The organism is Salinarchaeum sp. Harcht-Bsk1, assembly GCF_000403645.1.
In the GTDB taxonomy this organism is placed as follows: Archaea; Halobacteriota; Halobacteria; order Halobacteriales; family Salinarchaeaceae; genus Salinarchaeum.
Window position 1 is genome coordinate 1,653,952 of record NC_021313.1, and the last position, 19,903, is coordinate 1,673,854.

The 19,903-nt window shown below is 67.2% G+C and carries 20 protein-coding genes; 9 read left to right on the forward strand and 11 right to left on the reverse strand.

Annotated elements, in window-relative coordinates:
• Positions 1-522 precede the first annotated feature (522 nt).
• From L593_RS07480 to L593_RS07495, 5 genes are all read right to left on the reverse strand, one after another.
• Entirely contained in the window at positions 523-1,317 is a 795-nt protein-coding gene (locus L593_RS07480) for a hypothetical protein (RefSeq protein ID WP_020446337.1), read from the reverse strand.
• A 160-nt stretch (positions 1,318-1,477) separates the two neighbouring features.
• Positions 1,478-2,797 carry an amidohydrolase gene (locus L593_RS07485; protein ID WP_020446338.1) on the reverse strand — a complete coding sequence of 440 codons (1,320 nt, stop codon included), beginning with the start codon at positions 2,795-2,797 and terminating at the stop codon, positions 1,478-1,480.
• A gap of 154 nt (positions 2,798-2,951) precedes the next feature.
• Entirely contained in the window at positions 2,952-3,629 is a 678-nt protein-coding gene (gene rnhB, locus L593_RS07490; RefSeq protein ID WP_020446339.1) for a ribonuclease HII, read from the reverse strand.
• Between the two features lie 59 nt (positions 3,630-3,688).
• Positions 3,689-3,817, reverse strand: coding sequence for a hypothetical protein (locus L593_RS16400; protein WP_255347044.1), 129 nt, complete (start codon positions 3,815-3,817; stop codon positions 3,689-3,691).
• Positions 3,818-3,924: 107 nt separating this feature from the next.
• Positions 3,925-5,508, reverse strand: coding sequence for a DNA-directed DNA polymerase II small subunit (locus L593_RS07495; protein WP_020446340.1), 1,584 nt, complete (start codon positions 5,506-5,508; stop codon positions 3,925-3,927).
• 145 nt (positions 5,509-5,653) lie between these two features.
• Between L593_RS07495 and L593_RS07500 the strand changes: the two genes are divergently transcribed.
• Positions 5,654-6,451, forward strand: coding sequence for a S26 family signal peptidase (locus tag L593_RS07500; RefSeq protein ID WP_020446341.1), 798 nt, complete (start codon positions 5,654-5,656; stop codon positions 6,449-6,451).
• A 51-nt stretch (positions 6,452-6,502) separates the two neighbouring features.
• On the opposite strand, the gene L593_RS07505 is transcribed toward L593_RS07500, so the two are convergent.
• The gene (locus L593_RS07505) at positions 6,503-8,059 is read right to left on the reverse strand and encodes a Cdc6/Cdc18 family protein (RefSeq protein WP_020446342.1); all 1,557 of its coding nucleotides are present in this window, start codon (positions 8,057-8,059) and stop codon (positions 6,503-6,505) included.
• Positions 8,060-8,764: 705 nt separating this feature from the next.
• On the opposite strand from L593_RS07505, the gene msrA reads away from it, so the two are divergent.
• Both msrA and L593_RS07515 read left to right on the forward strand, forming a co-directional pair.
• Complete coding sequence (gene msrA, locus L593_RS07510; RefSeq protein ID WP_020446343.1) at positions 8,765-9,298, forward strand: peptide-methionine (S)-S-oxide reductase MsrA; 534 nt, start codon at positions 8,765-8,767, stop codon at positions 9,296-9,298.
• Between the two features lie 221 nt (positions 9,299-9,519).
• A complete protein-coding gene (locus L593_RS07515; RefSeq protein WP_020446344.1) occupies positions 9,520-9,780 on the forward strand; it encodes a hypothetical protein in 261 nt (86 codons plus the stop codon).
• A 78-nt stretch (positions 9,781-9,858) separates the two neighbouring features.
• Here the strand turns inward: L593_RS07515 and L593_RS07520 are convergent, their stop codons facing one another.
• The gene (locus L593_RS07520) at positions 9,859-11,010 is read right to left on the reverse strand and encodes a DNA primase large subunit PriL (protein WP_020446345.1); all 1,152 of its coding nucleotides are present in this window, start codon (positions 11,008-11,010) and stop codon (positions 9,859-9,861) included.
• Between the two features lie 319 nt (positions 11,011-11,329).
• Here L593_RS07520 and L593_RS07525 point away from each other — a divergent pair, with 319 nt between their 5' ends.
• The 6 genes from L593_RS07525 (at position 11,330) to L593_RS07550 (ending at position 16,956) form a co-directional block, all read left to right on the forward strand.
• On the forward strand, positions 11,330-11,971 hold the full coding sequence (locus tag L593_RS07525) for an Era-like GTP-binding protein (protein WP_020446346.1): 642 nt from the start codon (positions 11,330-11,332) through the stop codon (positions 11,969-11,971).
• 3 nt (positions 11,972-11,974) lie between these two features.
• Entirely contained in the window at positions 11,975-12,367 is a 393-nt protein-coding gene (locus L593_RS07530) for a DUF2073 domain-containing protein (RefSeq protein ID WP_020446347.1), read from the forward strand.
• 18 nt (positions 12,368-12,385) lie between these two features.
• Entirely contained in the window at positions 12,386-13,159 is a 774-nt protein-coding gene (locus L593_RS07535) for a Zn-ribbon containing protein (protein WP_020446348.1), read from the forward strand.
• A 251-nt stretch (positions 13,160-13,410) separates the two neighbouring features.
• Entirely contained in the window at positions 13,411-14,013 is a 603-nt protein-coding gene (locus tag L593_RS07540; protein ID WP_020446349.1) for a YIP1 family protein, read from the forward strand.
• A 664-nt stretch (positions 14,014-14,677) separates the two neighbouring features.
• Entirely contained in the window at positions 14,678-15,292 is a 615-nt protein-coding gene (locus L593_RS07545) for a TetR/AcrR family transcriptional regulator (protein WP_020446350.1), read from the forward strand.
• Entirely contained in the window at positions 15,289-16,956 is a 1,668-nt protein-coding gene (locus tag L593_RS07550; protein WP_020446351.1) for an MATE family efflux transporter, read from the forward strand. Before L593_RS07545 ends, L593_RS07550 begins: the two co-directional genes overlap by 4 nt.
• A 10-nt stretch (positions 16,957-16,966) precedes the next feature.
• Here L593_RS07550 and L593_RS15310 read toward each other — a convergent pair whose 3' ends face one another.
• The 4 genes from L593_RS15310 to L593_RS07570 all read right to left on the reverse strand — a co-directional run bounded on the left by L593_RS15310 (position 16,967) and on the right by L593_RS07570 (position 19,897).
• A complete protein-coding gene (locus tag L593_RS15310; RefSeq protein WP_020446352.1) occupies positions 16,967-17,476 on the reverse strand; it encodes a TM2 domain-containing protein in 510 nt (169 codons plus the stop codon).
• A 98-nt stretch (positions 17,477-17,574) separates the two neighbouring features.
• Entirely contained in the window at positions 17,575-18,021 is a 447-nt protein-coding gene (locus tag L593_RS07560; RefSeq protein WP_020446353.1) for a DUF2085 domain-containing protein, read from the reverse strand.
• Between the two features lie 105 nt (positions 18,022-18,126).
• Positions 18,127-18,954 (reverse strand): formyltransferase family protein, encoded by an 828-nt coding sequence (locus L593_RS07565; RefSeq protein WP_049893959.1) that lies wholly within the window; start codon positions 18,952-18,954, stop codon positions 18,127-18,129.
• Positions 18,947-19,897 carry a polysaccharide deacetylase family protein gene (locus L593_RS07570; RefSeq protein ID WP_020446355.1) on the reverse strand — a complete coding sequence of 317 codons (951 nt, stop codon included), beginning with the start codon at positions 19,895-19,897 and terminating at the stop codon, positions 18,947-18,949. Before L593_RS07570 ends, L593_RS07565 begins: the two co-directional genes overlap by 8 nt.
• Positions 19,898-19,903 lie beyond the last annotated feature (6 nt).

Here is a 19,903-nt window from a genome sequence, read left to right on the forward strand (position 1 = left end):
CGAGCCTACCAACTCGGGGCGACGGTGAGTCCGCAGGCACCCGCACGGTGACCGGCGAGCCCGATCTCGACGTCACTGACGTGTCGCTGACGAGACCGACGTTTCACCCGGAGAGGGCGTCCTGGTGACCGCCACTCCCGCGAACGACGGCTCTGCCGGTTGGTCGACGGACCGCAGACTGGTCGTCGACGGCGATCACGTGACGAGTTCGTCGGTCACGGTAGCGGCCGACAGCTCCTAGACCGCGACCTTGGGGCACCCGTTCGACACGGCTGGCGAGCAACTCGTCGCAGTCGGGGGCGAGACTGCGGGGCGGTCATGGTCGCATCCGAGACTGGTTCCAACGACTCGTCGGGTAACGGCGGGAGCGGTGGTGGCGGCATGCCCGGCTCCGGGCCTATCGTTGCGCTGCTGGGTATCGTCGGTGGGCTGCTCCTCGCCGGACGGGCGAGAACGAGCCGATAGCCGGAGGTCTCCCGACGCGACAACGTGAACAACTGGACGCTACGGTCGCAGTATTCGCTAGTCCGATTCGGTTTCGGTGCCACCGTCGTCATCGCCGGGGCCCGCGTTGGTGGGCGGGCCGCCGTCACCGGTTTCGCCGGCACCCTCGGGCGGTCCGCCAGCGGTCTGGTTCCCAGCGGAATCGCTCGCGTTCGCCGGCGGGCCTGCGTGGTCGGGGCCGTTCTCACCGGGACCGCCTCGCTCGCTCGCATTCGCTGGCGGGCCGGCGAAGTCCGGAATGTGATCGGCTGCGGGGTTATTATCGAGCACGAACGCCGCGACGGCGTACCCGATGCCGCCCTCGCTCTCGTTTGCGTCGAGACTGTTCACGAAATCCGACACGAGCTGGCCGAAGCCGGACTCCGTGCCGTTTGCAGCCTCGTCCTCGTCGGTCTCGTTGGCATCTTCGTCCTCGTCGGTCTCGTTAACATCCTCGTCCTCCTCGGTCTCGTTGGCATCCTCGTCCTCCGGGAGTTCGAGGGTCGCAGTCGTGGACGTCGAGTGGTTCGCGGCCGTGGCGTTCAGGACGATCCCGACGGATTCGTTTGGCGCGACCAGCGAGACCGCCCCGTTCGCGTCGGTGGTGTACTCGCCGGTGCCGTCGTAACTCGCGTTTTCGTCGACCGTACCGACGGCGACCGAAGCGTTCGCGGCAGCGGCGTCGTCGTGAGTGACCGTTACGGTGGCCGAGCCGTCGTCGGCCTGTTCGACCTCGAGTTCGAGCTCCCCGTCGGCAGCGACCGCACCAGGGGCGACCGCGAGTCCCAGGATCGCCATCGCCGTCACGAGGAGGAGCGTTGACGTTCGCGTCATGCTACCCGATCCACGCCACGATTAGAGCATAAACCCGGCAGCTCGTTTACCAAAGTGAACCGGACTGGATTATCCCTCCAGAATCGTTTGTAGCGTTTATACGACGTTCTGAGCGTTCAATCGGGAGTAGTTCGCGATCGCACACAGCGACGCCGGCCGCTCAATCGTCGCCAGCGCGATCGACCAGTGCGGCCGCGTGCTCGGCCGCCCGCTCGCGCACGCCGGCCGCATCGAGCGTCGTCACCTCGCGATCCTCCATCAGCACCTGACCGTCGCAGACGGTGTGGCGAACGTCGCTGCCGCGGGCGGCGTACGCGAGGTGGCTCACCAGGTCGTGGGCAGGCGTGAGGTGGGCGGCGTCGAGATCGATCACTGCCAGGTCGGCTGCCGCGCCAGGCTCGATCCGACCGGCGTCGATCCCAAGGACGTCGGCGCCCCCGGTGGTCGCCATTGCCACCGCAGCCTCGGCGGCGACGGCCGAAGCGTCGTTCGCCGCCAGCTTGCCGATCATCGCCGCGTCGCGGAGTTCGTCGAACACGTCGAGATCGTTGTTCGACGCGGCGCCGTCGGTGCCGATCGCGACGGGGACGTCGTGGTCGAGCAGTAGCTGGATCGGGGCCATGCCGCTCGCGAGCTTCATGTTCGAGGCTGGGCAGTGGACGACGCCGCTCCCGGTCTCCGCGAGCAGCTCAATCTCGGTGGTATCCACGTGAACGCAGTGGGCGAGCGCGGAGTTCTCACCGAGCAAGCCGAGGTCGTCGGCGACCGAGAGCGGTCGCTCGTCGTGCTCGCGGACGAAGGGATGGACCTCGTCCGCGGTTTCGTTGGCGTGGAAGTGTAGGGGGAGATCGGCCTGGGCCGCGGCCTCCGCGAGTTCCCCGAGTGCGTCTTCGCTCACCGTCGTGAGGCTGTGGGGCTGGATCGTCGTCGAGATGCGACCGTCTGCGGCACCGTCGAGGGCCTTCGCGACGGCGACGCTCTCCTCGACGTCCGCCGCAGCCGCGTCGTCGTCCTTCCCGACGGTGATCGCGGTGTGGCCGAGCACTGCGCGCACGCCGGCCGCCTCGACGGCCTCGGCGATCCGGTCGACCTCGAAGTACATGTCGGAGAACGTGGTCGTCCCCGACCGAATCATCTCGAGGATGCCGAGCTCGGCGCCGACGCGGACGTCCCCGGGTGTCAGTTCGGCCTCGACGGGCCAGATGTCCTCCTGGAGCCAGGCGTCGAGGGGCTTGTCGTCGGCCAGGCCGCGGAGGAGCGTCATTGCGACGTGCGTGTGTGCGTTGATCAGCCCCGGGATCACGAGGTCACCCTCGGCGTCGAGTTCCGCCGCGACGTCGGCGCCCTCGACGTCGTCGATCGCGGCCGGATCGTCGACCGCGAGGATCGTACCCTCGTCCTCATCGACGAGCACGTCGGCTTCCTCGATCGTCATGTCGGGGCGGAGGACCTGTCCACCCGTGATGCGAAGCGTGGTCATGTTCGTTGCTGTGGAGTGGGACGCCTTCAGTCCGCCGATGGGGTCATCGTATGGGACGTATCGCTATCGAGCGCCGCGGCGATCGTGATCCCAGCACGTGGCCAGGGTGAGAACGGGGACCTGGTGGTTTCCACTGAGTGATACCATATTCTCACTAGTACTCACCGAGACTGGCCTGCTCGACATCCGCGAGCACGTCGTCACACGTCTGCCAGCTCGTTCGGGCACAGCCGGGGAGGGCGCCCTGCTCCCGAACGAACGCTTCGAGGAACTCTCGCGTGGTCGGATCGCTGGGATAGCCGCTCCCGACGTCGCCGTACTCCGCCGCGATCTCGGCGACCCTCGCGTCGCGCTCGACTTTTGCGACGATCGATGCGGCCGCGACGACCGGATCGTCGTCGTCCGCGCCGTGACGAGCATCCACAGAGCGGTCGAGATCCCCCGAATAGCGTTCGTCGACGGCGTCGGCGAGTCGGCGGGCGAATCGCGTTTCGCTGGTGTCGCCAGCGTCGGCGAGGACGGCGCACTCCGCGGTCGAATCGGGTGCGTCGCCGAGCAGTCCTACCGCGGCCTCGGCCTGCCCCGCGACGGTCAGCCGATTCATGTCGGTCTCGGGATCGTCGATGCGCTCGACGTCGATCGCTGCGACGCCGACGGCGACGCGGTCGTCGTCGCGGAGTTCCGCGTCGAGGGCCTCCCGTCGGTCGGGGGAGAGGCGTTTCGAGTCCGCGACGCCGTCGGGAAGGACGGACCGGTCGGCGACGCCCACCGCGGCGCAGACCATCGGTCCGAGCACCGGCCCCTTGCCGGCCTCGTCGATCCCGACGTGCATACTGTCGAGATGCAACTGCCGGGAGCAAATGCCTTTCCGAAGAATGAGTGTGGGTGTACTCAGTCGTCGGCTGCGGGCGGGACCTCGGCCGTGCGCTCGTCGAGTTCGTCGTCCCGGTCCTCGTCGACGTCCTCGGCACCGATCGGCTCCGTGGTGGTCAGTTGCTCCCTCTCATAGTGGTGGCACATGGGGGTATCCCCTCCATGGTACAGTACCGCACGGCAGATCATAAAATCTGGGCGCGTTCGGAACCCGCGTCGGACCGGTACCGCGCTAGGAGTGCGGGAACGGCCGCTCAGATGAACTTCCGGATCGTCACGTCGAGGGTGTCGAGGTCGACGATCGGGGCGTAGGCGACGTCGGGATCGATGTTGACGCTGCGCTGGAAGTCGGTCTGGGCCTGCCAGCACCCGGAGTTGATCGCGAGGACGTTTCGGTACTTGCCGTAGCCGAGTTTGTGGACGTGGCCGGTGTGAAAGATATCGGGCACCTCGTCGATGACGAGGTAGTCCTCCTTCTCGGGCGCGAGGCGCATGTGACCGCCGTACTTCGGCGCGACGTGGCGCTTCTTCAGGAGCTGGTACATCGGCTTCTGTGGCTCGTCGTAGTTGGCCTTCTCCTCGGGCAACTCGGCGATCATCTCGTCGAGGGAGACGCCGTGGTACATGAGGACGGAGACGCCCTCGATGGTGACCATCGAGGGGTTACCCGTGATTCGCGCGTCGTGGGCAGACATGATGTCCCGGAGTTCCTCGTCGAAGGCAGGCTGGGGCTCTGCGAGTCGGACGGCGTCGTGGTTGCCGGGGATCATCACGATCTCGACGTCCCCCGGGACGGCCTTGAGGTGCTCCGCGAACGTCTCGTACTGCTCGTACACGTCGATGACGTCGAGTTCCTCGTCTTGATCGGGGTACACGCCGACGCCCTCGACCATGTCGCCGGCGATGAGGAGGTACTCGATGGCTTCCGCCTCGGCCGTGTGGAGCCAGTCGGCGAAGCGGTTCCAGGCGTCGGCCTCGAACTCCTGGCTGCCGACGTGGACGTCGCTGATGAGCGCGGCCTGGACGTGCCGATCGGCCGTCGTCGGCTCGAACGTACGCGGGATCTCCGGGAAGTAGAGGTCGTCGACGAAGAGGATCCCGCCGTCGTCGGAGATCGTCCCCTCGACGGCGATCACCTCGTCCGTGAGGATCTCGTCGACGTGCTCGGCGATGTCCCGGTCCTTGGTGATCAGGACGGGGAAGGTGCCGTTGGCGTCCTCGAGGTCGAGCAAGTGGTGGCCGTTCGCCGTCGAGCGAACGTCGTCGACCATCCCGACGATCGCGGCCTCGCTCCCGCCCGGCATCGACTCGAGGGTGTCCGTCGGGCGGTGGTTCACCCGTCCCCTGAGCTGCTTCGAGAGCTTGTCGTAGCGATCGCGAAACAGTGAGACGAAGTCCGCGTAGTCGCCAGTCCCCGTGCTCTCACCAGTGATGTCGCCAGCAATCTCGAGGGAGCGACCAGTGGTCGAGCGATCGGCGTCGCCTGTGGGCGTCGACTGGGCAGTCGCCGCGGTACCAGTCGTGGACGGGGGCGCGGACCCCTCCGTTTCGGGTGCAACTTCCCCCTGGACCTGATGACCGGTGGTGTGATCTCCAGTGGAAACGTTGGGGTCGTCAAGTCCCGTCGAACTCCCGGAATCTTCCCGTGCATCGTCCCGTACCGCCCGAACGACGTCTGTTTCGACAACGGGCTCGTCGTCGGGCGTCGCCTCGACGGCGGCGGCGAGCGTCGCCGCGGGGTCCGGCGCACTGGCAATGAGGGTTACGGCCTCGCGTTCGACGTTGTAGCCGTGGCCGGCCAGCTCGCGAACGATCCTGGCCGACGTCTCCAGTGGCACGTCACTCACTCCCCGGTCGGTGCGCAAAAGCGTGCCGGACGATTTCGACGTGCGACCGTCGAGCGAGGCCCCGTCGCTGGGGCAGGGGCAGGCCTCACCGAAGCAACGGAAACGTTGATTCCGCTCGGGGAGCAAGCCGCGAGCGATGAGTGACTCCGGGGGCCCAGACCCCCACCGGGGCGACGACGTGAGTTCCGACGCTCAAGACGCAGACGACGCCGCGAGCGTCGCACCCAAAGGCGACGGAGCGAGTGCGCAACCCCCGGACGCGGGGCCGCCGCCCCGCGCTGGAAGGGCAGCAACTGTCCCGGATCCATCCGAGCGGCCGATCCTGTGGTACCTCAAGACGGAGCGGCCGCTCGTCGTCGCCTCAAGGGACATCCTTTCGAGCGTCCTGCTGGTCACGATCCTCGGACTCGCGCTGTTCGCCGTCAGCGGGGTCTGGCCACCGCTCGTCGCCGTCGAGAGCGGTAGCATGGAGCCGAACATGCAACGCGGCGATCTGGTCCTCGTCGTCGAGGAGGATCGATTCAGCTCAAGATTGGCCGACGAGCACGGGATCGTCACCGCGGCAGCAGCGAGTGGCACGGAACACGAACAGTTCGGGGAGCCGGGGAGCGTGATCGTCTATCGGCCGAACGGCGAGGGCGGTACGCCGATCATCCACCGCGTCGCGTTCGCCGTCGACGAGGGCGACAACTGGGTCGCGATGGCGGATTCGGCCCACCTCGGCAACGTCGACGAGTGTACCGACGTCGCGAGTTGTCCGGCCGACTACGACGGCTACATCACGCGCGGTGACGCGAACGCCCAGTACGACCAGGTCGCCGGCCAGAGCACTGTCGTCAAACCGGGATGGATCCGCGGCCGGGCGGTCTCGCGGACGCCGTATCTCGGCTGCATCCGGCTCGCGCTCTCCGAAGGCGGGGTCTGTGGAGCCTGAGCGTCGAGAACTGCTGCTTCTCGAGGGATCGAATACTCGCCAGCCAGCGCACTACCCGTCGAATCGCGACTGGACGTAGGGCTGCGTGCCCTCGATTTCGCCGAGCCGCGAGTCCGAGGTGAGGACGGCCTCGGTCTCCTCGCGTGGCACGGAGAGGTTGATCTCCTTCGTCCGGCCGTACCGCCCCTTCGAGACGACGACGGCGTTGACGATCCCCAGCATGTCGAGTTCGGAGATGAGGTCGGTCACGCGGCGCTGCGTGAGCGGATCCGCGTCGATCTCGGTACAGAGCTGGTCGTAGACGTTGTAGACTTCGCCGGTGTTGATCGCTGCGACGCCACGCTTCTCGAGGAGGATGATGGCGTAGAGGACGAGTTTGGACTGCATCGGCAGGGTGCGAACGACCTCGACGACGCGGTCGAGTTCGATCTTCTCCTGGGCCTTGCGAACGTGGTCGCCCTCGATCTGTTCGACCTGATCGCGCTCTGCGAGCTCTCCCGCCGTGCGGAGCAGGTCGAGCGCTCGGCGGGCGTCGCCGTGTTCCTGCGCGGCGAAAGCCGCACACAGTGGAATGACGTCGTCGGAGAGCGCGTCGGGTTCGAACGCCTCCTCCGAGCGGTGTTCGAGGATGTCCTGGAGCTGCGTGGCGTCGTAGGGCGGGAAGACGATCTCCTCCTCGCCCAGCGAGGATCGCACGCGGGGGTCGAGGAGGTCGGTGAACTTGAGGTCGTTCGAGATGCCGATGATCGACACCCGCGAGTTCTCGAGGTCGGAGTTCATCCGCGAGAGATTGTAGAGGGTGTCGTCGCCGGACTTCTCGACGAGTTTGTCGATCTCGTCGAGCATGATAACGACCACGCGCTCGCGGTAGTCGACGGCGTCGAAGAACACGTTGTAGACGCGATCCGTCGGCCACCCGGTCATCGGGACCTCCTCGATGTCGTCGCGGTCGGCCTCAAGTTCCTCTATGCGGTCGTCGACGTCGTCGATCGAGGACACGTCGAAATCGCTCTCGGCGAGGACGGTTGGATCCGCCTCGGCGCGGTCGCGAAGCGATTCGAGGTCGTCGAGCTGTGCGGCGATCGCGTCCCTGTTCTGGTCGTTGAACTGGTTGGCGAGCTGTGCGAGCACGCGGTACTGCGTGTCGGTGACCTCACAGTTGATGTACTCGACGTCGCACGGTACCTCGTACTTCTGTGAGGTGCGCTCTAGCTCCTGGCTGACGTACTTGGCACTCGCGGTCTTGCCGGTTCCAGTCTTGCCGTAGATCAGGATGTTCGAGGGCGTGTCGCCGCGAAGTGCGGAGACGAGGATCGTCGCCATCTTGTTGATCTGCTCGTTCCGGTGGGGCAGATCGCGGGGCGTGTAGGACGGGCGGAGGACCTCTTTGCTCACGAAGATCGGATCGCCGGCGAGGAGGTCGTCGAACAGCCCCTCCTCTGCGGGATCGTCGCTGCCAGCATCGTCGGCGGGATCACTCGCCGAACCGTCCGTAGCGGCCTCGGATTCGTGTTCGCCCAGAACCGTCTGGGCGACGTCGAACTCGAACTCGGAGGAGCCGTCCACGTCGGTCAGCGGCTCTGGCTCGGCGTCGGGATCGTCGCTCACTGGTGAATCGACCCCCCTATTTCGCCTGGAATTGGCGGGGCAATCGCTCGTGGAACGCAGGTAGGCCCGTCAGATCGCCGAATTTCTCCGTCCACGTGTAGTCGCCCCAGCGTCGTCGGTGCAGCGGAATCCGAGGTAGACCAGTGACTTAAACGCTTCCTTCAACGAACGTCGAAGTTTGGATCACCGACGCGATTTTGGACTGGATCGTCGAGATCCAGGTCGATGGGATCGTTCGCGTTTGAAAACCATGTGGAACGGTAACAAGCACGGCGGTGCGACGCAGCGTAATCTCGGCGGGGCACCCCTTCGTTTCAACTGGAACGCGAAGACGGCAGGGGCGGTGAACCGACAAATGAATAGGGATAGCTTTATCACATATACTGAGAAACCATACCCGTAATCCACTACAGTCCCGTATATAGCTGGGGCTGCGCGGTTTTGTTGTTAGGTAATCTAGCAGGTCGGCTTCGTTCCACCATCGTTCCGACCGCAACGCCGGACCGCTCCAGTTGAAACGGAGGGGTTGGCCCCTCAGCCGGCGTGGTGAGATACTTCACGGGACTTGAGCGAGACGCAGCCACAGCGTCGGACTGATTCCGTCCACGACGAGGGGTACCTGGGACGCTGGATCTCGTCGTTGGGCCAACCGTGACTGCCGAATCGACGCCGCAGGCTTAACCGGATCCGGCGCCAATCACGCCCATGACAGCGCAAGCCACGTTCGCCGGCGGTTGCTTCTGGTGTATCGACGCGGCGCTCGAGGAACTCGACGGCGTCGAGTCGACGACCTCGGGGTACACGGGCGGGCACGTGGAGGATCCGAGTTACGAGGAAGTCTGTCGGGAGACGACCGGCCACGCGGAGGCGGTGCGCGTCGAGTACGATCCGGATCGCGTCGAGTACGCAGACCTCCTCGAAGTCTTCTTCAGCATTCACGATCCGACGACGAAGGACCGACAGGGCCCGGACGTGGGATCGCAGTACCGCTCGGCGGTCTACTACCACGACGAGACCCAGCGGGAGATCGTCGAAGCCTTCGTCGCCGACCTCGAGGACGCGGGCGTCTACGACGATCCCATCGTCACGGAGATCGAACCCGTCGAGACGTTCTACGTCGCCGAGGAGTACCACCAGAACTACTTCGAGAAGAACCCGGACAAGCCCTACTGCGCAGCGCAGGTGCTCCCGAAGGTCGAGAAGGTTCGCACCGAGTTCGACGCATTGACGGCGCGATAGGCACCTGCTACGCCGAGTAGCCTCCGTCTCGTATCGACGGTACAAAACGAATTACCTCGTCGCTTGCTACCGATTCTCCACCAGAAACGAGGGGGTGGTCCGTGGCCGGCCTGTGGCTGCGGTTCTAACCAGTGCTCGGGGAATCACCCGGCGCGCACTCCGGAATTCGACGCTTCGGCGCCCTCCGACACGCTTTTGGCCGCCACTCGCCGATCACGACCATGCTCGAGCGCGAACGCCTGATCGAGATCGCCGTCTCGGTCGGTGGCGTCGGCGTCATGGTCGCCCTGCTTTACTACATCGGTTCGACGCACACGAGCGAGGCCAACGGCCACCAGGTCCTCAGCCCCTCCGGCGGCGAGCTGGTCGTCTACAGCATCATCGCGTTCATCGTGCTGATGGCGATCGTCGGCGTCGTGCTGATCCAGACGGTGACGGTGCCGGAAGCCAGGGCGGACGACGGCGATTCCAGCGGCGCCTGACCGACGCAGTTCGATCGTCTCCGTCGTACAGTCCGCTTCTCAGTCCAGTTCGGTTCGCTCTGCAGCGAAGTCCGCTCCTCAGTCGCCACCGACGTCCTCGAGCGCTGCTTCGTAGTACGAGAGCGGGTGGTTGACCGTGTCACAGCGCTCGTCCGTGTTCACGCAGTCGCCGTAGGCGTCCATCGTCGCACAGGAGGGCGGCGCGTACTCGAGGCCGCGATCGTCGCGAACGTGTGCGAGCTGGTACTCGACCGTCTCGCGGTCGAGCCCACCGCCCGCGAGGTCGGCGATCGCCGCGGCGTCCATCCCCGTCGCGCCGAGAAAGCCGACGAGCGCGTACAGGGAGTGCGGGGGCAACGACTCGCCGTCGCGAGCGCGCTCCAGCAGGGCGTCGACGCAGGGCGGGAACTGCGCGGGCTCGACCCGATCGAACGCGAGCGGGATCTCCTCGTCGGCGAGCATTCCCTCGATGTCGTCGCGGGGCTCGGCCAGTCCGTCGGCGATCGGCTCGGGGACGGACAGCGGTAGCCCGTCCGCGACGCGGTCCGCGACTGCCCGCTCCAGGAGCGCGTAGAGTTCGCTCCGATCGACGGGCACCCGACCGGCCGACAGCGATCGCTCGACGAGCGCCCAGTCCTGCCCCTCGAGGTCGCGGGCGAGTTCGAGGTACACGGAGACGTCGACGAGGAAGGGGTCGCGTCCCTCGATCGCGTCGCCGAGTCCGAATTCGCCCAGCAGGTCGTGCACGCTGAGTCGGTCGTCGGCTCCGGCCGTGCCACCTCGGCTGCCGAGTTCTTCGCCGAGCCCGCCGCCCGTGAAACCGTCGGCTGGTGCCGACTCCGGCAAATCCGCAGCGAGCCGCTGGCGAGCCGTCGACGCCTCGGCTCTCGCGTACGCCTCGATCGCCATCGGCTCGTCGAGCAGGGAGACGAGAATTCGGGCGATCGGGTAGGAGAGGAGCTCGATCCGCGTCGAGCGGTGCATCCCCGTCTCGCCGTTTGTCCCGATGTGGCCTTCGGAGAGTGCGGTCTCCACGCGCTCGCGTGCACGGGCGACGACCATCGCGTCTCCCTCGTCGACCGCCGCTCCCCCATCGTCGGCCGTTGCTCCCTCCTCGTCCGTCTCCTCGACGTCGCCAGCGCCGACCAGCTCGCCGAGGTCCACGCCCGCGGCCTCGACGGCCTCGCGGGCGCTTTCGAAGAACGGGTAGCGAGCGTGGCGCCGATTCATCGGCCGTGGGTTTCGGGCGTGTGCGGTTAAATCGCGCGGTGGCTATCCTTGGGTACGTGTCCGTACCAGACAGGGTAACGCGTCGGTAACAGATAGTACACCGTGGGGGTGCCGTTCGGGCACCCCTCCGTTTCGGGTGGACCTCACAGACCGCCGGAACCACCGAATCACGAACATCGTGGAACCACACGACGCCTCGAACCCCGAATCTGCAGCTATCTGCAGGCGAAACTACTCCGTTCTGAAACATGTGTCTGACGTAGGATTAAGTGAACGCGGGACGGCGAGTTGCATAGCACCACCAGGTGCGGGAGCAAGGATGGGACTGCTCACAGGACTCAAAGCAAGCATTACGCGGGCTACGGACCGCCTCTTCTCGGAGGAGGACCCCAAGCGGATCGGGATCTACGGCCCGCCGAACGCTGGCAAGACGACGCTCGCGAATCGCATCGCACGCGACTGGACGGGGGACGCCATCGGCCCGGAGAGCCACGTGCCCCACGAGACCCGTCGCGCACGCCGCAAAGAGAACGTCGAGATCGAGCGCAACGGCAAGTCCGTGACGATCGACATCGTGGACACGCCGGGCGTGACGACGAAGGTCGACTACGAGGAGTTCCTCGAGTTCGACATCGAGGAGGAGGACGCCGTGCGTCGGTCCCGCGAGGCCACCGAGGGCGTCGCGGAGGCCATGCACTGGCTCCGCGAGGACGTCGACGGCGTGATCTACGTGCTCGACTCGACGGAGGACCCCTTCACGCAGGTCAACACGATGCTCGTCGGGATCATCGAGAGCCGCGACCTGCCGGTCCTCATCTTCGGGAACAAAATCGACCTCGAGGAGTCGAACATCCAGCGCGTCTCCTCGGCGTTCCCCCAGCACGAGACCGTGCCGCTGTCGGCACTCGAGGGAGAGAACATGGACGAAGTGTACGACAAGATCGCGGAGTACTTCGGGTGAACCATGCCTGAAGCAACCGCACCAACCGACGACGGCAACGGGGTCCAGATCGACCTGATCAGCGGCGAGCGGATGGACGGTCTGGCCTCGATGGAGAAGATCCGGATCATCCTCGACGGCGTCCACGACGGCAACATCGTGATCCTCGAGGAGGGGCTCTCGCCCGAGGAGGAGAGCCGGTTGATCGAGGTCACCATGGCCGAGATCGATCCGGACGGGTTCAACGGGATCGAGATCGAGACCTATCCGCAGAACGACGCTCGCGACACGAGCCTCCTGGGCCGCATCATGGGCCAGGAGGACACCGCGAAACTCACCGTCATCGGACCGGCCAACCAGATCGAGACGCTGCACAAGGACGAGACCCTGATCAGCGCGCTGGTCTCCCGGAAGTAACCAATCGCCACAGCATCAATGCCACACCAGTGTACCGGCTGCGGGCACGTGTTCCCCGACGGCTCCAAGGAGATGCTCTCGGGGTGCCCGGACTGTGGCGGTAACAAGTTCCAGTTCCAGCCCAGCAGCGCGACCGGCGGTGGGGATCCTGCAGGTGGAGCGGACGCTGGCGCCGCGCCGAGCGAGGAACCCCCAGAGCCACCGGAGCCGCCGAGCCCCGGCGGCAGCGTCGCCGAAACCGTCGCCGGTGCCGCCCAGAGTGTCAAGAACATGGTCGGTTCTGGCAACTCCGAGCCCGAGCGTGCGAGTGCCGGCGCGACCGGAGACGGGCCGTCGGACCACGAGTGGCCGGCCGTCGGCCGGGAGGACGCCACCCCGAAGCAGCCCAGTGAGGACGCTGCCCAGGCTGGCGCCCGCTCCGCCACCGTCTCGCCCGACGAGCTGCCCGATCACGACGTCGTCGACAGCAAGCTCGCGGACTCCGAGGCCCCCGAGCCGGCGTCGACGGCCGAGGAAGGGGCCCTCTCCGCGACCGCTTCCGAGGCGGCAGACGCCGAGGAACCCGGCAGCGCCCCGTTCACCGGCTCGGGCGATCGCGAGAAGGAGACACCCGACCTCTCGGAGCTCCGGGCCGAACTCAACGACCAGTTCGAGAGCATCAAGATCGTCGAGCGCGGCCAGTACGAACTCAACCTGATGGAGCTCTACGACCGCGAGGAGTACATCATCTCCCTGATGGAGGACGGTCGCTACGCGATCGAAGTGCCCGAGACCTGGCGCGGCGACTCCTGATCGGTTCTGAACGCTCCCGCACGCCTCGTTCTTCGTCAACGCTCTCCCGAGTCTCGTTCTCCGCCGCGGCTACCGCACACTTCATTCACCGTCGATACTGCCACGCGTTTCGTTCTGCGGCGACGCTTCCGACCGCCGCTTGCACCGACGACCGGCCAGCCCTGTTCGAGCGACGGCGAAGCCAGCGCGAATGGACACGCCCATAGGTCCGCTGTCCGAAGACCTCACGAGATGCAGGGGGTCGAGCAGCGGTGACGCAGTGGGTCGAGGACGTCGAGGGCGGCCGCCAGCGCGGGCTCCGCGGGCTCGCGAAAGCCTGGGTCGAGGTCCTCGTCCGTCCGCGGCGCTTCTTCGCGGAGGGGATCGCCCCCGGCGACCAGGGTCCAGGGCTCACGTTCGCGATCGCGGTCGTCCTGGTCGCCCAGGGCACGCGCTTCGCCTTCGGTACGGATCCGTACCCGGTCGTCGATGGCCGGCCGATACTCTCCGGTGCGTTCTGGCTCGTCGCCGTGGCCGTCCTGATCGCACCGGTCGTCCTGCACGTCGTCGGAGCGCTCCAGACCGTCATCCTCGCGGCGGGTGCCGAGGACCGCGGCGGCGTGAGCGAGACGGTCCAGATCCTCGCGTACGCGAGCGCGCCGTGCGTTCTCGCGGGCGTCCCCTTTCCTCCGCTGCAGGTGGTCGTGGGGCTGTGGGCAGGCGCCCTCTACTTCGTCGGTCTCGCCGCCGTCCACGACTTCGCTCCGTCGCGAGCGCTGCTTCTCGGCGCGATTCCGGCGGTCGTAGCATACGGCTACGCGTTCCGAACCATCGCTGCGGCCGAGACGCTGGCTCACGACCTCGGCTTCCTGTGACCGTGGCCCGGCTCACGATCGACACTCGGCACACCTGATCCGACCAAATGTGCCAGACGGCACCGGGACGATCAGTGCTGCGGTCGGACAGTCTCCGCGATGCGACGTGTCGATCGCCGTCGATTTCAGCCATTCAGACAGGTACGACGATCGCCGATCAGCCGGTTCAGTCGTACGATTGAACGATTGACCCCCATTATGTACGCATGGAACGTGCAAACAACTGGAGTGGGTCCCCCGTGGGAGCAATCAGCAGACTGAAACGGCTGGTCGGGACGACACCGCCGGCCGAGTACGAGTGTCGGGGCTGCGGGCGGGCGTTCGCCGTCCAGTACTACACCTGCCCCGAATGCGGGAGTTACAGCGTGGAACGACCGCCCGAATCCGTGGCCGACTGATGCGGCCGCCGTGGGGAGGATCGGGTCACTGCGATCGGTTCTGACCGCTATCTCGAGGAGTGTTCTGCGTGGGCGGCGAGCGACTGCGCCCGTGCCACGCTCGCTCGATACCCTACTGGCATTCCAAGCGGTCCACAAATCGCCGAGCACCCAGCAGCGACTGCCCAGTCGCCGCTCTACACGAGGACTGTCCCAGTCAGTCTTCTCGACCCGTAACGCTGCCCCGAACCACAACGCTTACAGTTGATTGATCGATCAATCAAAATGTGAGCGACGACCGTTCGACCCGCGAGGAGCTGCTCGACGCCGCTTACGAGGTGCTCGTGAGCCCCGAGTACGAGGGATTCACGACCGCAGCGGTCGCCGAAGCCGCCGGCCGGAACCAGTCGCTCGTACACTACTACTTCGACACGAAGCGCGACCTCGTGCTCGCCCTGTTCGATTACCTCCACGAGATCGCCGACGAGCACCTGGCTGCCGCAGCCGACGCCGAGGACCCAGCGGACCGCCTCGAGGCGCTCCTCACCTACCTCGTCTGGGCCGATCCCGACGCGACGGACGGCGAGGACACCCTCGAGGACGCGATCGCGTTCAAGCGGGGCCTGCTCTGGCTCGAAGCCCAGGCCCTCACGGACGAGGACCTCCGGGCGGCGATGGACGCCGACCGCCGGTACTTCTGGGACGCCGTCGAGTCGACGATCCGCGAGGGCATCGAACGTGGGCGCTTCCGTGCCTCGATCGACCCGGAGGCGACGGCGGCGTTGCTCGTCGCGGCGGTCGGCGGCGCGCAGACGTGGGCCGCGATCTACGGCGAGGAGGCTCGCGACCAGCTCGTCGTCGAGGCGATGGAGACGCTGATCCAGGAGTGGCTGGTCGCATGAGCGACGGCGACGAGTCATCGCCCGCCGAACCGACTGGTGGGACCGACGGCGACGATGTCATCGACGCCGAGGAGACGACCAATGCCGACGAGGTGACCGACGCCGAACCGGCAGACCGGACCGGCGGCGACGGAGCCACCGAATCCGAAGCAGCGGATCGGACCGACGCCGACGAGCAAGCCGAGCGGTTCACCGAGGGGACGCTCGTCTGGCCGCTCCTCACGCTCGCCGGTCCGCTCGTCGCGACGCAGATCCTCCAGACCCTCTACAACCTCGCGGACGCGTTCTGGGTCGGCCAGGTGAGCGCCGACGCGATCACCGCGGTCTCCTTCGCGTGGCCGATCGTCTTCCTCCTGATCAGCGTCGGCGGCGGGATGACAGCCGCCGGCACGATCCTCGTCTCGCAGTACACCGGCGCCCGGGACGACGAGGCGGTCGGGCACGTCGCCGGCCAGACGCTGGGGTTCGTCGCCCTGCTCTCGCTGGGCATCTCGATCGTCGGCATCGTGTCCGCTCCCCACCTCATCACGCTACTCGGCGCCGATCCCGACGGCGCCGTCCACGCGATGGCGACGGACTACACCCGCGTCACGTTCCTCGGCCTCTGGGCGATGTTCGGGTTCTTCGTGTTTCAGGCGCTGCTGCGTGGCTGGGGCGACACGAAGACACCGATGTACCTCACGATCGGGTCGGTCGGACTGAACCTCGTGCTCGACCCCTTCTTCATCCTCGGGTTCGCGGACAACCCGCTCTTGCTCTGGGTGGGACTCGGCGGACTCGGGGAAACGCTCCATGCCGCGACCGGCTTCTCCGGCTGGGGCGTCGTCGGCGCGGCGGTCGCGACGATCCTCTCCCGTGGCCTCGCAGCGGCCGTCGGGATGTGGCTCCTCTTCGGCGATCACGTCGGGATCACCGTCGCACTCTCGGATCTCCGACCGGAGTTCGCGTCGGTCCGGAAGATCGTCCGGGTCGGCGCGCCGATCAGCGTCGAACAGAGTACCCAGGCGCTCGCGATCACGATCATGACTGCCCTGCTCGGCCTGGTCAGCGCGGACGCAGTCGGCGGCTTCGGGATCGCGAACCGGGTCACCACGCTGGTCTGGTTTCCGCTCGTCGGCATGGGGATGGCCGTCGAGACCGTCGCCGGCCAGAACGTCGGCGCCGGCCGGCCGGACCGCGCGAAACGCGTCGTGCTGTACGCGAGTGCGATCCTCGTCGCGGCGTTCGTCGTCGTCGGCGCGGTCATCGCGGTCTACGCCGCGCCGATTACCGGGCTCTTCGTCACCGGCGACGACGCCGCGATCGTCGGCCACGGCGCGGACTACCTCCGCTGGGTCGCGCCGACCTACGCGATCATGGCGATCTTCCACATGATCAACGGCGGGCTCCACGGCGCCGGCGCAACGCGACTCTCGATGGGCCTCGGCCTCTTCGCGCTCTGGGGCGCCCAGACCGTCATCGCTGCCGTGCTCATCGTCTGGGTCGGCATGGGCGCGACCGGGGCCTGGATCGGCGTCGCCGCCGCGAACGTCATCGCCGCGCTCGCGGGGACCGCGGTGTTCGCCTGGGGTGGCTGGCTCGACAGCGTCGTCGACGCCGACCCGGAGGCGAACGCGGATCCCGAGCAGGCGGGAACGGGGGCAACCGCCGAGCCTGCGGAGTGACGGAGCGGCCCTACTCGTCGAGGTACTTGCGCTCGAACTCCTCGTCGGTCTTGGTGAGGTAGAGGATGCCTTCGATGATCCCGATCACCACGGGGATGCCTGTCCAGACAAAACACAGATAGAGGATGCCCAGCCCGGTCTCGCCGAGGTAGAACTTGTGAGCGCCGATCCCGCCGAGCAGGATCGCGAGGATGCCGGCCGTCGTCCGGTCCGTTCGGGCGGTCGACGGGGCGTTTCGGTTCCGGACGCCACAGTGCGGGCAGATCTCGGCGCGTCGCTCGATGATCTCCCCACAGCTTGCGCAGTACTGTTCGTCCGGTCCCGGGGTCTCCCGATCGTCGTCTGTTCCCGCGTCGTCGGCGCCGGGTGTATCCCCGTCGCCCCCGTTGACGGCACTCGCGCCCGCCGCCTCGCCGCCGTCGTCAGTTCCGCCGGCGTCGTCGTCTCGGCCACCGGCGTCACCCGTTTCCGGGCCGGTCTCATCGCCGCTGGAATCCTCTGGACCGTCCTCGTTCGACATACCGTACGGTTCTCCGGCGATCGCCTAATAAGTGGCTTCGGCGCTCCGTTCGAGCGCACCGACGCAGGAGCGCACCGGTCCTGGAGTCGGACGTACCGCTATGGAGCCGATCGCTCGCGACGCCAGAGCAACGCACCGGCGAGCAGTCCGTACCCAGCGCCAATCGCGGACACCCGGAGGTCGCCGTCGAGGAAGAGCGCGACGAGGCCGACCCCATAGGCGTAGCCGAGCAGCGCACCGGTCGCGGTACGGACCGAGTTCGAACCGGACCGATCCCCCACGCGCGTCACTGTCCAGTCCAGCAGCGCGGGCAGCGGCAAGACGAGCAGGAGCCACACTTCCGTCAGCGGGCCGACGCCCAGCCCACGTGCGAGGAGCCCAGCCGCGATCCCCGGATAGATCCCGGTACAGCGGGCACAGAGGCGCTCCCGTCGGCCCAGAACGGTCACCGCGTACGTTCGATCGTAGTCCGAGGGCTCGTGGTGGGAGAGGAGGTACATGCGGGTCTCGGCCAGCCCCGCCCGAAGCTCCGCCCAGTCCACCATGGTGCGGCCAAACGGCTGCGCACAGGTAGCTGTTCCCGTGGAGAGCGGCGGCGGACGTGGCACGAAGCACACGGTTGGCGGTGGCGTTACCGAGACCCCGTCGTCTCACTGCCCCTTCTCGCCGAGGGACTCCCACCTGCGCAGCTTCCCGCGGACGCTCTTCTCGAGGTAGGTCAGCACCGGCCGTCCGCGCGGGAGCGAGTAGAGGTCGCCGAGTTCCTCCTGGGAGAGTCGTTCTGGTTCGAACGACTCTCGCTCCAGCCGCGTGACGCCCTCGGCGAGCAGATCGGTCGAGGCGTCGAACAGCCGCCGGCGCACCTCGTCCCACGTCGGCGCGTCGGCGATCACGACGTCGCGCTCGGCGACGACCTCGCCGCCGTCGAGCGTCTCGTTGATCCGCTGGAGCGTCACGCCGGCGATATCCCGTCCGTGGACGTACTCCCAGAAGCCCGCAGGCTGGCCGCGGTACTCGCGGAAGTCGCCGTGGTGGTAGCTCAGCACGCCGTGCGTCGGGGCGGTCAGCGCGTCGCCGACGAGGAAGCCGAACCCCATGCGGACCGCGACGTCGGTCGCTCCGAGTCGGTCGACGGCGCGGGACGGCAGCGCGTGTTTCCATCCGTCGACCTGCCGGGGCTCGCAGACGAACCGCTCGGCCTCGACGAGGCCGTCGATCGCCGTCACCGGCGTTCGCGACTGGTGGTCGAGGTCGTCGCCGAACAGCTCTCGCGACCCGGCGACGAGCCCCCACTCCCGGAGTTCGACGAGCCGGCGTACCGTCTCTACGGCTCCCCGATCGTCGGACGAGCCGTCCTGGACGACGAGCGCGATCTCGGCGTCCGTCTCATCGATCATCGTCTGGACGGCCGTCGCCGCCCAGGCTGGCAGCGTCGGTCCGGGCGTCAACAGTGCCACCGCGGTCGACGACTCAGGCACGCATCGCCACCCCTCGATCGCGGACGTGCTCGTTGAGCGCCGCCATCGTCAGCACTTCGATCTCGCCCTGCTCGCGCAGCGAAGCGAGGTGTCGGAGGAAGGCGGCGATGGGCTCCCACTGGTACGGGTTCGAGAGGTCGTAGAGGTGACACCAGAGATGGGTGTAATGGTCGTTCGCCGCGGCGTCGTCGACGGCCCGCCGGAGGTAGCGCCGCTGGAGATACTGGCGCGTCCGAACGGGCATGGCGGAGAAGGGCCGGGCCGCGCGTCGCTGGCCAGCGGGGAGCGCCGCGGACGTGAGCGACGGGTAGCTGGTGCAGTAGGTCTCGACGACGCCGTCGACGACGCGGGGCTCGAACACCGGATGCGGGCCCAGGACCAGTTCTTTCGCTCGCGCTGGCCGACTGCGGTCGCTGGTGTCCCGGCAGATCCGCATCGTCTCGATGCCGGCCTCGCGGAGCGCGTCGGCTGGCGGTCGGTAGTGTCGCGGCGGGACGATCGAGACGGTCCTGGATCCGGCGAACTCCTGCAACTGGGACTGGGCCTGCTCGAGTTCCCACGCCAGCGTCTCCCGCGCCACCGAGTGGCAGGGCACGTGGGAGTAGGTGTGCGTGCAGAGTTCGTGGTCGACCGCGCTGGCGGCGACGTCGTCGATGGCGTCGGGCGCGTAGAACAGTGGGTTCGTTGCGACGTCGGTGCCGGGATCGGACTCGAACCACCCCGGCTCGTGCGGACCGTCGTGGACGCCGTCACAGGTGACCCGACAGAGGTGCCCCACGACGTCGAAGGAGATGGGGAGGTCGAGCGTCTCCGTCAGGTCCAGCAGCCGAGTGAGGTACCGACGTTCCGATCGCCCACGATCGCTCAGGTGAGCGAACTCGTCGATGTCGTGGACGCCCCACCCGAGTTCGATTTCGATGCTCAGCGTGACGACGCCTGCCATGCCCCA